The sequence below is a fragment of the Cellulomonas sp. P1_C4 genome (assembly GCF_056406355.1).
This window is the reverse complement of sequence record NZ_JBFUAI010000021.1, coordinates 37,866-49,886: the sequence shown is the minus strand read 5'-3', so window position 1 is coordinate 49,886 and position 12,021 is coordinate 37,866. Positions and strand designations below refer to the sequence as shown.

13 protein-coding genes and 1 pseudogene are annotated in these 12,021 nt (G+C 73.9%); 5 read left to right on the top strand and 9 right to left on the bottom strand.

All coding sequences use genetic code 11. From position 1 onward, the window contains the following. Nucleotides 1–16: 16 nt before the first annotated feature. The 4 genes from AC1DYZ_RS16665 (at nt 17) to AC1DYZ_RS16650 (ending at nt 2,635) form a co-directional block, all read left to right on the top strand. Entirely contained in the window at nt 17–313 is a 297-nt protein-coding gene (locus AC1DYZ_RS16665; protein ID WP_056087555.1) for a type II toxin-antitoxin system VapB family antitoxin, read from the top strand. Continuing rightward, nucleotides 310–942, top strand: a complete 633-nt coding sequence (locus AC1DYZ_RS16660; RefSeq protein WP_477066254.1) for a LytR C-terminal domain-containing protein — start codon at nt 310–312, stop codon at nt 940–942. Before AC1DYZ_RS16665 ends, AC1DYZ_RS16660 begins: the two co-directional genes overlap by 4 nt. Before the next feature lie 86 nt (nt 943–1,028). Continuing rightward, nucleotides 1,029–1,217, top strand: a complete 189-nt coding sequence (locus AC1DYZ_RS16655) for a hypothetical protein (RefSeq protein WP_477066253.1) — start codon at nt 1,029–1,031, stop codon at nt 1,215–1,217. Nucleotides 1,218–1,291: 74 nt separating this feature from the next. Next, complete coding sequence (locus AC1DYZ_RS16650) at nt 1,292–2,635, top strand: glycosyltransferase 87 family protein (RefSeq protein WP_477066252.1); 1,344 nt, start codon at nt 1,292–1,294, stop codon at nt 2,633–2,635. Here the strand turns inward: AC1DYZ_RS16650 and AC1DYZ_RS16645 are convergent. The 5 genes and pseudogenes from AC1DYZ_RS16645 to AC1DYZ_RS16625 all read right to left on the bottom strand — a co-directional run bounded on the left by AC1DYZ_RS16645 (nt 2,578) and on the right by AC1DYZ_RS16625 (nt 6,243). Beyond that, nucleotides 2,578–3,123, bottom strand: a complete 546-nt coding sequence (locus tag AC1DYZ_RS16645) for a hypothetical protein (protein ID WP_477066251.1) — start codon at nt 3,121–3,123, stop codon at nt 2,578–2,580. The two genes, AC1DYZ_RS16650 and AC1DYZ_RS16645, sit on opposite strands and share 58 nt — an antisense overlap. Nucleotides 3,124–3,379: 256 nt before the next feature. Beyond that, nucleotides 3,380–3,667: pseudogene (locus AC1DYZ_RS16640) on the bottom strand (lysophospholipid acyltransferase family protein); the annotation flags it as partial. Nucleotides 3,668–3,795: 128 nt separating this feature from the next. Further along, on the bottom strand, nt 3,796–4,671 hold the full coding sequence (locus AC1DYZ_RS16635) for a phosphatidate cytidylyltransferase (protein ID WP_477066250.1): 876 nt from the start codon (nt 4,669–4,671) through the stop codon (nt 3,796–3,798). Beyond that, nucleotides 4,668–5,243 carry a CDP-alcohol phosphatidyltransferase family protein gene (locus AC1DYZ_RS16630; RefSeq protein WP_477066249.1) on the bottom strand — a complete coding sequence of 192 codons (576 nt, stop codon included), beginning with the start codon at nt 5,241–5,243 and terminating at the stop codon, nt 4,668–4,670. The genes AC1DYZ_RS16635 and AC1DYZ_RS16630 overlap by 4 nt, the downstream gene beginning before the upstream one ends. A gap of 52 nt (nt 5,244–5,295) precedes the next feature. Beyond that, the gene (locus AC1DYZ_RS16625; RefSeq protein ID WP_477066248.1) at nt 5,296–6,243 is read right to left on the bottom strand and encodes an LLM class F420-dependent oxidoreductase; all 948 of its coding nucleotides are present in this window, start codon (nt 6,241–6,243) and stop codon (nt 5,296–5,298) included. Between the two features lie 66 nt (nt 6,244–6,309). Here AC1DYZ_RS16625 and AC1DYZ_RS16620 point away from each other — a divergent pair, with 66 nt between their 5' ends. Next, nucleotides 6,310–6,951, top strand: a complete 642-nt coding sequence (locus AC1DYZ_RS16620) for a DUF1684 domain-containing protein (RefSeq protein ID WP_477066247.1) — start codon at nt 6,310–6,312, stop codon at nt 6,949–6,951. A gap of 106 nt (nt 6,952–7,057) precedes the next feature. Here the strand turns inward: AC1DYZ_RS16620 and AC1DYZ_RS16615 are convergent, their stop codons facing one another. The 4 genes from AC1DYZ_RS16615 to AC1DYZ_RS16600 form a co-directional block, all read right to left on the bottom strand. Beyond that, nucleotides 7,058–7,990 (bottom strand): Fpg/Nei family DNA glycosylase, encoded by a 933-nt coding sequence (locus tag AC1DYZ_RS16615; protein WP_477066246.1) that lies wholly within the window; start codon nt 7,988–7,990, stop codon nt 7,058–7,060. Nucleotides 7,991–7,999: 9 nt separating this feature from the next. After that, nucleotides 8,000–9,889 (bottom strand): AAA family ATPase, encoded by a 1,890-nt coding sequence (locus AC1DYZ_RS16610; protein WP_477066245.1) that lies wholly within the window; start codon nt 9,887–9,889, stop codon nt 8,000–8,002. 135 nt (nt 9,890–10,024) lie between these two features. Beyond that, nucleotides 10,025–10,822 carry a tyrosine-protein phosphatase gene (locus AC1DYZ_RS16605; RefSeq protein ID WP_477066244.1) on the bottom strand — a complete coding sequence of 266 codons (798 nt, stop codon included), beginning with the start codon at nt 10,820–10,822 and terminating at the stop codon, nt 10,025–10,027. Nucleotides 10,823–10,835: 13 nt separating this feature from the next. Continuing rightward, complete coding sequence (locus AC1DYZ_RS16600) at nt 10,836–12,017, bottom strand: RNA polymerase sigma factor (protein ID WP_477066286.1); 1,182 nt, start codon at nt 12,015–12,017, stop codon at nt 10,836–10,838. Nucleotides 12,018–12,021 lie beyond the last annotated feature (4 nt).

Here is a 12,021-nt window from a genome sequence, read left to right as displayed (position 1 = left end):
CACCTAGACTCCGTCCGTGATCTTCAAGGCGGTGGGCGAGGGCAGGCCTTACCCGGACCACGGGCTCGAGACAGCCAAGCAGTGGGCCGAGGTTCCGCCGCGCCAGGTACGGCTCGACGAGCTGGTCACCACGAAGCGCACGCTCGACCTCGATGCGCTGCTGGCCGAGGACTCCACCTTCTACGGCGATCTGTTCGCCCACGTCGTCCAGTACCGCGGCGTCATGTACCTGGAGGACGGTCTGCACAGGGCAGTCCGGGCCGCCCTCCACCAGCGCGCGCTGCTCCACGCCAGGGTGCTGGTGGTCAAGTGACCGAGCAGGACCGTGGTCGTCAGCTCCGTCGACGGCACATGCACGAGCGGCAGGCCGTCATCTTCGGCGTGCTCCTCGCTGTTCTCGCGCTCGCCGGGCTCGGTGCCGCCGCCATCTTCACCGGCAGCCTGAACCTCCCGGTCTTCGCCCGCGACTTCGCCACGGAGGCCGCCACGACCGGCCCGCAGGACCCGTATCCGTGCCCCCCGGCCGGCTCGCTGCCCGTCCCCGCCGCGCAGATCACGGTCAAGGTCTTCAACGCGACCAGCCGGGTGGGGCTCGCGGGCGCGACCGCCGCCGCCCTGCAGGACCGCGGGTTCGTCATCGGCGCGACGGAGAACTTCGCCGTCGCGTACGACGGCAAGGCGCGCATCATCTTCGGCACGGCCGGGGTGGCCCAGGCCTACACGCTCGCGGCACACCTGGACGGCGCGGTGCTGATCCTCGACCCGCGCACCGACCCCACCGTCGACCTCGTCCTCGGCGCCGAGTTCCCGGAGCTCAAGGCGCCGGACACGGTCACGCTCGACCCGGCCACACCGCTCGTCGCCCCGGCCGGCTGCACCCCGTTCGACCAGGTCGTCGCACCGGCCGCCCCCGCGCCGACGGAGACCGCCGCGGCCGGCTGATCCGCCCGCCGTGCGCGCGCCGGACACCCGTGCGAGGTTGGTGACCTGACCGTGGTCACCGACCACGACCGACCTGGGAGCCGACGATGACCGACAACGCGCCTGACCCCGTGGCCTCCTCCGCACCCACCGCGCCGGTGGCACCCGACGACCAGCGCGACGACGCGTACCTCGAGTCGAAGACCACCGCGATCTTCCCCGTGGCCGGCGCGAGCGCCGGGACGGTCCCCGCGGCCGTGCACCCCGACGTCGAGCGGCCGTCCCAGGACGAGTGATCTCACAGGCTGCGGGGCCACCTCGAGCGAGATGGTCGGGCTAGCCTGAGGCCCTGCCCGTCCGGCCGGCCTCGTTGGCCCCCGCCCCCTCGGAGGTCCCGCTGCTCCGCCGCCTGCTGCACTCCACCACAGCCGTCTGGGTCGCGTTCGTCCTCGTGCACGGCTGGCTCGCGCTCGTCGGGCTCGTGCTGATCCCCCAGCAGGCGTTCTGGGACCTCGACCTCTACCGCTACTGGATGTGGCTCGGCATCTACCGCGACCAGTGGCCGGTGCTCTCCGGGACCTGGGTGTACCCGGTCGGCGCGATCGTGCCCATGCTCGTGGCCGCCGTGGGCGGGACGGGAGGCGTCTCGGGGTACGCGCCGGCGTGGTCGGCCATGATCACCCTGCTCGACGGCATCGCGCTATCGGTCCTGCTGCGCGTGCGACGCCCGGACCGGCCCGACGACGCCCCCACCACGTACGGCGCCTGGTGGTGGCTCGCGTTCCTGGCGCTGCTCGGCCCCGTGGCCATGGGTCGGCTCGACGCGGTCGTGGCGCCCGTGGTCGTGATCGCGCTCGCCATCGCCCTGCGGCACCCCCGCATCACGTCCGCGCTGCTCACCGCCGCCGCGTGGATCAAGGTGGCGCCGGGCGCCCTGCTCATCGCCCTCTTCTTCGCGGTGAAGAGGCCGCTGCGCAGCGTCGTGGTGCCCGCCGCGATCGTCAGCGTGGTCGTCGTCGGTGTGACCGCCGCGCTCGGCGGCTTCGCCCACGTGGCGTCGTTCCTCACCGAGCAGGACCAGCGCGGGCTCCAGATCGAGGCACCCGGCGCGACGCCGTGGCTCGTCGCCGGCCTGTGGGTGCCGTCCATCACGCGGGTCCTCAACCAGGCGATCGTCAGCTGGGAGATCCACGGGCCGGGGACCCAGGGCGTCGCGGACGTGCTCGGGGCGCTGTTCTTCCTGGCCATCGGCGCTTCCGCGCTGCTGCTCTGGTGGCGCCGCGAACAGCTGGGTGCACGGATGTGGTCCGGCGGCATCGCCCGGACCGAGCTGCTGGTCCGCGGCGCGATGCTGCTGACGCTCGCCATGCTCGTGTTCAACAAGGTGGGCTCGCCGCAGTACATGGGCTGGCTGGCCCCGCCGGTCGCGGTCGCGCTCGCGCTGCGGCTACCGGGATGGCGCACGACCGCCTGGCTGGTCGCCGGGATCGCGGGCGCGACGCAGCTGGTGTTCCCGTGGCTGTACAGCCAGGTGATCTACGGCGGCGCGGGCGTGACGTTCACGCTCGCCGCCCGCAACGTCGCGCTCGTCGTCCTGCTCGTGCACACCGTGGTCGCGCTGGTCCGGCCGGTGCCGCCCGAGGAGGCTGCACAAGCTCAGGTCGAGGAACGGCGCCGCCAGGAGCGGATCACCAGCGCCAGCCCCGCGGCGTAGCCGACGCCGAGAACCCCGAGGTAGGGCCCGTAGAACCGGCGCAGCACCGGGTGGCCGACAGCCGCGGCACCGGCCACCGCCGCGCCCATCACCACCGCCCGCGCCCCGCGGGCACCGGCGGTCTGGAGCGCGAGCGGCACCCGGGGGATCCCGGCCTCGCCCGCCGCGGCCGCGTAGAGCTTCACCGGGACGCCGTTGACGGCCTGCTTCCAGACGCCGCGCGCGCCGGCCGCCATGTGCTCGGCGGCCGCATCGCGCATGCTCTGCGTGGTGAGCGGTGCCGGCGGCCGCATCCCGCGCCGCGTGAGCTCCGAGGTCACCAGGACGCCGACCACCGACCCCGCCGTGAGCCACCCGGCGGCGGGCAGGACCCGGCGCGGGTGCGCGACGCCCACGATGCCGAGGTACATCTCCATGGTGACGGGCCAGCTCACCGCCTCGGCAAACCCCCACGCCGCGGCGCCGACCATGCCGGCCTTGCCGTCCATCGCCCGGTACAGCAGGCGCCAGGTGCGCGACTCGGACGCGGTCGCGCCCCTCGGCCAGGAGCGCGTCGAGCTGGTGGACCACCGGTGACATGTCGTCGCCGTCCAGGTCCTCCGGCTGGATCGGGTGCCCGAGCCGCACCTCGACCGGCCCCGGGTGCAGTCCGCCGCCCTTGGGCAGCAGGTCGGCGGTGCCGACGATGGCGACGGGCAGGAGCGGCACGTCGAACTCGCGGGCGAGCCGCACGGCGCCGCTGCGCAGCTCCCCGATCTTCCCGTCGGTGCTGCGCGTGCCCTCGGGGAACACCAGCAGGCTCGAGCCGGTCCCCAGCACCGCCTGCGCACCCTCGACCAGCCCGGCGTAGCCCCCGCCGCCCTCGCGGTGCACGGGCACGGCGCCGATGGCGAGCTTGAGCCCGAGGCGCATCCACGCCTTCTCGAACCAGTAGTCCTCGGCCGCGACGACCACGGGCTTGTAGGGCGCGGGAAAAGCCGCGATGAGCGCGGGCGTGTCGGCGTGCGAGCTGTGGTTGGCGACGATGACCATCGCCTCGTACGGCGCCGAGCCGCGCACGCGGTACCCGCCGACGAGGTGGAAGGCGTTGCGCCAGAACGTGTGCCGCAGGGCGCCGGCCAGGTTGAACCCGGGCGGCAGGCCGACGCGCCGGTGCGTGGTCACGCGAGCACCGCCGCGAGCGGGAGCACGAGCAGCAGGGAGTCGACGCGGTCCAGCAGCCCACCGAAGCCGGGCAGCCACGCACCGGCGTCCTTGACCCCCGCGCGCCGCTTCACCATCGACTCCAACAGGTCCCCTCCGACGCTCCCGAGCACCACCGCGACGTACAGCCCGAACGAGGCGGAATCGAGCACGACCAGCACGATCGCGGCCCCGACGGCGGCTCCGACCATACCGCCGACGGTCTTGTTCGGACTGAGCCGGGAGAGTGGTCGTCGGGCCCAGGCGAACCGGCGCAGGAACGTCCCGCCGCACCAGGCGGCGACGTCGGTGGCGGCCGCCGCGAAGCACAGCAGGTACGCGTCGCGGCCGACGAGCACCAGGTTGGCCAGCGACCAGCACAGCCAGATCGAACCGAACGCGGTGAGCGTGGCGCGCTCGAGCCCTCGCTCCGAGTCGCCGGCGAGCAGCGCCGGCACCGCGCAGAGCAGCGCCACCAGCGGCACGAGCGCGAGCAGGTCCGGGTCCAGCCAGGCGGCCAGCGGGTAGGCGACGGCCAGCACCAGCAGCAGCCGGGTCTCGGCGCGCGGCAGCCGCATCATCGCGGCGAACTCCCGCACCGACTGCAGCGCGAGCAGCGCGGCGAGCGCGGCGGTCGGGCCGGGTCCCAGCCACATGGGGATGCCGATCACCGGCAGGATCAGCGCCCACGTCGTCCAGCGCCGGCGCAGCTCCGGCTTGCCGGACAGGAACACGGGGATCGCGGCGAGCGCGAGGATGGTCACGCTGACGACGAGCAGCCAGACCGCCCGGCCCTCCAGGTCGAGGTGCCACGCGCCCAGCACCGTGTGGATCTCGAGCGGCGGGATGGTCACGCGAGCACCGCCCGCACGCGCCGGAGCCGGAGCACCATCGTCGTCAGCGACCCGACGGCGATCAGTCCGGCCCACAGCCCCAGCAGCGCCGGGAAGGCCGTCGCGACGACGACGACCGCGCAGCGCTCGGTCTTGCCCCACGGGCCGCCGTTCAGCCGCGGTGCGCCCGCCCCGGCGCCGGCCAGCGATGCGAACGTCGGCAGCGTGGCGCAGACCGCGGCGACCAGCACCCAGGTGACCTGCTCGGGGCCGTCGGCCAGCACGGCGAGCCCCGCGAACATCAGCAGGTCGCTCGCGCGGTCACCGATCTCGTTGAGGACGAACCCCCACGGCCGCGACACCCCGCGTGCCCGGGCGACCGCACCGTCGAGGTTCGCACCGGCCAGCCGGCCGGCCAGGAAGACGAGGGCCAGCGGCCACCACCCGATCGCGATCGCTACCGCCGCCAGCGCCGCGCTGAGCACGCCGAGCCACGTGAACACGTCCGGCGAGGCGCCCCGGCGGACGGCAGACCGCACGAACCCGTCGAGCCGACGGGTGTACCAGGGCTTGAGGGCGTACAGGCCGCGCATGCCGGGACCCTAGCGACTGCGGGCCCCGGCACAGGCGGTTTCCGGCGCTCGTTCACCCCAGCTGCGTGGCGACCTCCGACGCGACGAGCTCGAGGTGGTCGAGGTCGTGCAGGTCGAGCACCTGGAGGTACACGCGCGTAATGCCGAGCTCGCCGTAGGAGCCGATCCGGTCGACCACCGCGCTGGGCGTGCCGGCGAACCCGACGGCGCGGACCTCGGCGACGTCGCGCCCGATCGCCGCGGCCCGACGGTCCACCTCGGCGTCGTTGCGACCCACGCACAGCACCTGCGCCACCGAGTACGTCAGGGACGACGGATCACGGCCGGCGTCCTGGCACGCGGCGCGGACCGTGGCCACGCGCCCCTCCACGTCGACGGGCGCGGGGAACGACATGTTGAACTCGTTCGCGTACTTGGCCGCGAGCGCGGGCGTCCGCTTCGGGCCGCTGCCGCCCACGATCACCGGGACCCCGGCCCTCGTCGGGTCGAGCGGCGAGAACTGCACCGGCTTGGGCAGCGCCGGCGCGTTCGTCAGCGTGTAGTGCGAGCCCTCGAACCCGTAGCGCGACCCGACCGGCGTGCCCCACAGACCGGTGATCAGCTCGAGCTGCTCCGTCAGCAGGTCGAACCGCTTCTCCGGGAACGGGATGCCGTAGGCCGCGTGCTCCTGTGCGAACCAGCCGGCGCCGAGGCCCAGCTCGACCCGGCCGCCGGACATCTGGTCCACCTGCGCCACCTGGATCGCGAGCACGCCCGGGTGCCGGAAGGTCGCCGACGAGACCAGGGTGCCCAGCCGGATCCGGCTCGTCTCGCGCGCCAGCCCCGCCAGCGTCGTCCAGGCGTCCGTCGGGCCGGGCAGCCCGTCGCCGTCGCCCATGCTCAGGTAGTGGTCGGAGCGGAAGAAGGCGTCGAACCCGAGGTCCTCGGTCGCCTTGGCCACCGCGAGCAGGTCGTCGTAGGAGGCCCCCTGCTGGGGCTCGGTGAAGATGCGCAGGTCCATGCGATCCACCCTCACACAGGTCGCCGCCGCTCGCGGCGCGACGTCCACGCGTGCGACGGTGGACCGGTGAGCGTTGGATTCCCCACCCTCGTGCCCGAGCGGCACCCCGCCGACGAGCCCTTCGCGGTCGCCGACTGGCGCCGCCGCGTGGCGCAGACGTACGCCGACGTCCGGCGCCTCGCGGAGTCGGACCCCGCGACCGCGCACGCCGTCTGGGTGCAGCGCCGCGACGAGCTGCTGGCCGAGCACCCCGCCTCGCCGCTCGACGCCGACGCCAAGGCCGCGTTCGTCGGCCTCGACGTCCCGCACTACGACCCCGCGTTCCGGTTCGAGTGCGAGGTGCTGCCGGCCACCCACCAGCGGCTCGACGTCAGCACCGGCACGGACGGAGTGGTCCCGTTCGAGCGCATCGGCACCGTCGAGGTCGGCGACCTCGGCAGCCTCGCCGTCTGGGTGCTGCGCGGATATGGGGGCGGTCTGTTCGTGCCGGTCAAGGACGCGTCGCCCGACACGTACGGCGGCGGCCGCTACCTGCTCGACACCATCAAGGGTGCCGACCTCGGCATGGCCGGCGACCGGCTCGTGGTCGATCTCAACTTCGCCTACAACCCGTCGTGCGCGTACGACCCGGCGTGGACGTGCCCGCTGGCGACCCGCGCCAACACGCTCGCCGTCGAGATCCCCGTGGGTGAACGCAACTTCTCATGAGCGCCCGCCGGACGAGCAAGCCCTGAGAGACGTGGCGCGGGTCGACGACGACGGTGAGGACTTGGTCGACACGGCGAACCCGACGTGAGTGACGTCTGGCTGACCGTCAGACCTGGCAGGTCGGGCACCAGTACAGCTTGCGGGCCGCCATCTCCTCGACCACCACCGGGTTGCCGCTGACCAGGCACGGCTCGCCGGTGCGGTGGTAGACCCAGTGACGCAGGTCGGGGTCGGTGAGTGCACGCTCGCGGTCCGGCGCCGGCAGGTCCTCGCGCGTGATCATCACGCCCGTGCGGATGCCGTCCGCCAGCAGCACCGCCCAGTCGTCCCAGAGCGAGCGGGCGACCTCGGCCGGGACGCGCCGGCCCGGGGTGTGCGGGTCGAGCCGCGCGCGGAACAGCAGCTCGGCGCGGTAGATGTTGCCGATGCCCGCGACCACCGACTGGTCCATGAGCAGCTGACCGACCGCGACGTTCCTCGTCGTCAGCCGCTCCACCATGACGTCGCCGGCACCAGCGAGGTCGTCCGTCGACGCCGGGTCCGGTCCGAGCCGCTCGATCGCGGCCGCGGCGCCGCCGGGGTCGAGCACCTCGCACGCGGACGGCCCCCGCAGGTCCGCGACCGTGTCGGCCGACGCCAGCCGCACCCGGACCTGCCCGACGGGATCGGGCGGGAACCGAGCCACGAGTCCACCCTCGTCGGCAGGCCCCTCGCGCTCATCCTCCCCCATCCGCACGGCTCGCCGCAGTCGGGGGGCGCCCATGCTGCCGACCGCCAAGGACCCGGCGACCAGCGGCGTCAGCGAGCCGTGGAAGTCCCACGCGCCGTACAGCCCGAGGTGCACCCGCAGCACGTCGCCGCTCTCGAACGTGCAGAACAGCTGTTTGCCGACGGCGTCGGCCGACACCAGGACCTGCCCGTCGAGCCGCGCCGCGCCGGCCGCGAACCTGCCCTGCGGCGAGCTCACGGCGAGCGGACGCCCGACGAGGTCGAGGGCGAGCTGTCGGGCGATGCGGTGGACGGTATGACCCTCGGGCACGCCCCGAGGCTAGGCCACCCGCAGTCGCTCCGCCGCCGCCACCGCGGCCTGCGCCGCCGCACCGGCCGCGACCGCCGCGCTCTTCTCGCTCTCCTCGCGCTCGAGCAGCTCCTGCTGCGCCAGCGTGGCGGCCTCGAGGACGTCGGTGATCTCGGTGCCCAGCAGCTCGTACCGCTCGAGCAGCGCGTCGCGGAGAGCCTCGACGAGGTGGCGGTGCCGTGACAGCAGCCGGCGCACGGTGCTGCGGGCCTCGTCCAGCACGGCCTCGAGAGAAGCGCGGGCCTGCGCGTCGCTGAGCACGGCGGACACCAGGTCGTGCGGTGTCGCGGCGAACGAGATGAGCGACCCCGTCATGCCGGCCGCCCCGACCATCTGCGCGGCCGTGCGCGTAGCCGACGCCAGGTCCCCGGCGGGACCCGTGCTGGTCTGCCCGAAGAACAGCTCCTCGGCCACCCAGCCGCCCATCGCGATCTGCACGAGCGCCCGCAGGTCGTAGTGGGAGTGCGTCCAGACCTCCTCGCAGTCGTCGTGCGCGAGCAGGCCCAGGGCGTCGCCGCGCCGGACGATGGTGAGGACCTCCAGCGTGCGGTTCGGCGCCGCGAGCCACGCGGTCACCGCGTGGCCGGCCTCGTGCGTCGCGATGAGCCGCTGCTCGGCCTCGGTGTACCGGACCGGCTGGCCGATGCCGACCATCTCCGTGATCCGCGCGTGCTCGACGTCGGCGAACGTCATGGTCAGTGAGCCGCGGCGCAGCGCGTTGACGAGCGCCTCGTCCAGCAGGTGCTCGATCATCACCGGCGTCCAGCCGTTCGTCGCCGCCGCGAGCCTGTCGCGCAGCACCGGGTCGTCCAGCTCGGCGTCCGTCGACCGGCGGGCCAGGAAGTGGTCGACGAGGGCGCGGCGGCCGATCGCGTCGGGGGTCGCGAACGTGAGCCTGCGGTCGAAGCGCCCGGGCCGCAGCAGTGCGGGGTCGAGCGAGTCGGCACGGTTGGTCGCGGCGATGAGCAGGATCGGCGCCTTGACCGGCTTGCGCTGCCGCAGCTGCCGCGACGCAGGCAGCAGCAGGTTCGCCCGGGCGAGGAAGAAGTTGACGAACTTGTCGCCCGGCGTCGGCTCGTCGAACGACTGCATCTGCACCAGCAGCTCGTTGACGACGCCGCCGGTGCCCTCGCTGACGACCGCGTTCTTGACCAGGCCCCCGAACGGACGCGCGTCGAACGCGCTCGCCGTCATCGACGACATGCCGCCGCGGCGGGTCGCGATGGCATCGATCTCCTCGATGAACCCGATCGCCCCGCCCTCGGTGCGGGCTGCCTTGCGCAGCGCCTTGAAGTACGCGCGGATCTTTTTCGCGGTCGCGCCGTAGTACATCGACTGGAACGACGTCGCGGACACGAACAGGAACGGCACGCCCGCCTCGGCCGCCATGGCCTTGGCCGTCATGGTCTTGCCGGTGCCGGGCAGCCCCTCGAACAGCAGCCCGCGCCGGGGCGTGCCGCCCATCTGCTCGGCGAACTGGCGGTGCGTCTGGAACAGGTCGATCGACCGCCGCACGTCCTCCTTGACGGGGTCGATGCCGATGACGTCGTCCAGCCGGACGTCCACCTGCTCGGGCCGGTAGACCACGTGCGGCGAGCGGGCGGAGCCCATCTGCGTGCCGACCAGCAGGAGCAGGAGGGCGGCGAAGAACAGCACGGGGACCAGCACCAACGGGTCGATCGTCGGCATCGGCGGGACCAGCGGCCTGTTCAGCAGCGAGCTCACGATGACGTACGCCTGGAGCGCCAGGATCACCGCGGCCGCCCGGTACACGCGCCGGCGGCGGACCCGGTCCCGCTCGAGGGCGATGTCGTGCGCGCCCCGTCGGATGGGGGAGACGATCTCGTCGGCCACAGGCATGCCTTTCCCTCGGCGCCTGGGATCAGACGACGCTGCGTCGCGGGAGGTGCGATCAGCCCATCGTGGGTCCGGCCGGGTGAGTCGGCAACATCGGACATATCGGACCACCCGAACGGTCCAACGACGCGCCTTCCGTCACCCGTTCGTGCGAAGCGTCCGGCGCAGCGACTCGACCTCGACGTCGCCGAGCCCCAGACCGTCCCGCAGGTAACCGTCGAACGACCCGAACCGCTCGTGCATAGCGTCGAGGGCGGCCTGCAGGTACTCCGCGCGGACCTCCAGCATCGGCCGCAGCAGCTCGGGATCACCGCCCGCCGCGGCGAGCTGCTGCAGCAGCGGGGCGAACGTCTCGCGGACCGCCGGGTTGACCGCGAGGAACTCGTCCATCGCGCCCGCCTCGTCGACGCCCGCCGCCAGCAGCAGGATCGTCGCCGCCCACCCGGTGCGGTCCTTGCCCGCGGTGCAGTGGAACAGGACGGGCGTGCGCGTGGGGTCGATGACGGTCCGCGCAAACCCGGCGTAGGCGGTCCGGGCGGCGTCGCCGACGACGAGGCGCCGGTAGACGTCGATCATCTGGCCCGCGAGGTCGAGCTGCGCGAGAGCCGCGTCCGCGCCGCCCTCGCTGAGCAGGGCCGGGAGCTGCGCCGCGGCCCCGCTGGGCAGGTCCGCGAGCGCGTCGAGCACCAGCAGGGTCGTGCCCGCGGGCAGCTGGTCGGGGCGGCCGGACCGCTCGTCGTCGGTGCGCAGGTCGACCACCGTGCGGATGGCGAGCCGGGCGAGCACCGCGTCTGTGGTCACCGCGGTGTCCGCGAGCTCGGCCGAGCGGTACGCCACGCCCGTCGCCACCGTGCCGCCGTCGGCCGTCGGTCGGCCGCCGATGTCGCGCAGGTTGGTCACCGCGGGCGACAGGAGGACGTGGTCGTCGAGGCTCACGGCGCCCAGGCTCTCAACCGTGCCGCAGGCGCGCCACCTGCAGTCGCAGGTAGTCACGCTCCGCGAGGCTGGTGGTTCGCCGCGACGCGAGCAGGAGCTGGTCGGCGGCCTCGTCGGGACGTCCGGCGCGCTCGAGCAGGTGGCCCCGGACGGCGGCCAGGCGGTGGTGGCCGCCGAGCGGCTCCTCCAGCGTGGCCAGCAGCGCGAGGCCGGCCTCCGGGCCGCGGACCATGGCGAGCGCGACCGCACGGTTGAGCGTGACCATCGGGTTGCCCGTCATGCGATCGAGCAGCCCGTACAGCGCGAGCAGCTGAGGCCAGTCGGTCTCGTCGGCGGTCGGCGCCTCGTCGTGCACGGCTGCGATCGCCGCCTGGAGCTGGTACTCGCCGACCGCGCCACGCACCAGCGCGCCCTCCACCAGCGCGATCCCCTCGTCGATCATCGACCGTTCCCAGAGGCCGCGGTCCTGGTCGGGCAGCGCGACCAGCTCGCCGTGCGGCCCCGTGCGGGCGGGGCGGCGGGCGTCGGTGAGCAGGACTAGGGCGAGCAGGCCGGCCACCTCGGCGTCGTCGGGAAGGCTCGCGTGCAGGGCGCGCGTCAGCCGCAGGGCCTCGACCGTGAGGTCGGCGCGGGCCACCGACGACCCCGTGCTGCTGGCGTAGCCCTCGTTGAACATCAGGTAGAGCACCCGCAGCACCGCGCGGAGCCGCTCGGCGTAGTCGGCCGGGGACGGCATCCGGAACGGCCCGTCCAGCTCCCGCAGCGTGCGGCGCGCGCGGCTGAGCCGCTGCGCCATCGTCGGCTCCGGCACGACGAACGCCCGCGCGATCTCGGCCGTCGTCAGCCCGCCCACCGACCGCAGCGTCAGGGCGATCGCCGACGCCGGGCTGAGCGCAGGGTGGCAGCAGCCGAAGAGCAGGAGCAGGGAGTCGTCGGACTGGACCGCGGAGGCACCCTGGTCCATCGTCGCGACGAGCTCCTCGCGGCGCCGGCGCGCGTCCTCGCTGCGGTAGCGGTCGACCAGCTTGTGGTTCCCGACGACGACGAGCCACGCGTGCGGGTTGTCGGGCACGCCCGTCTGCGGCCACTGGGTCGCCGCCGCGAGCAACGCCTCCTGCAGGGCGTCCTCCGCGTCGGCCAGGTCCCCCGAGCGCCGGACGAGCACGCCCAGGACCTGCGGCGCGAGCTCGCGCAGCAGG

Excerpts from the sequence above, each read along its gene's own strand:
- AC1DYZ_RS16655 (WP_477066253.1), top strand. The coding sequence starts at position 1,029 with ATGACCGACAACGCGCCTGACCCCGTGGCCTCCTCCGCACCCACCGCG.
- AC1DYZ_RS16645 (WP_477066251.1), bottom strand. The coding sequence starts at position 3,123 with ATGGACGGCAAGGCCGGCATGGTCGGCGCCGCGGCGTGGGGGTTTGCC.
- AC1DYZ_RS16630 (WP_477066249.1), bottom strand. The coding sequence starts at position 5,243 with ATGCGCGGCCTGTACGCCCTCAAGCCCTGGTACACCCGTCGGCTCGAC.
- AC1DYZ_RS16625 (WP_477066248.1), bottom strand. The coding sequence starts at position 6,243 with ATGGACCTGCGCATCTTCACCGAGCCCCAGCAGGGGGCCTCCTACGAC.
- AC1DYZ_RS16610 (WP_477066245.1), bottom strand. The coding sequence starts at position 9,889 with ATGCCTGTGGCCGACGAGATCGTCTCCCCCATCCGACGGGGCGCGCAC.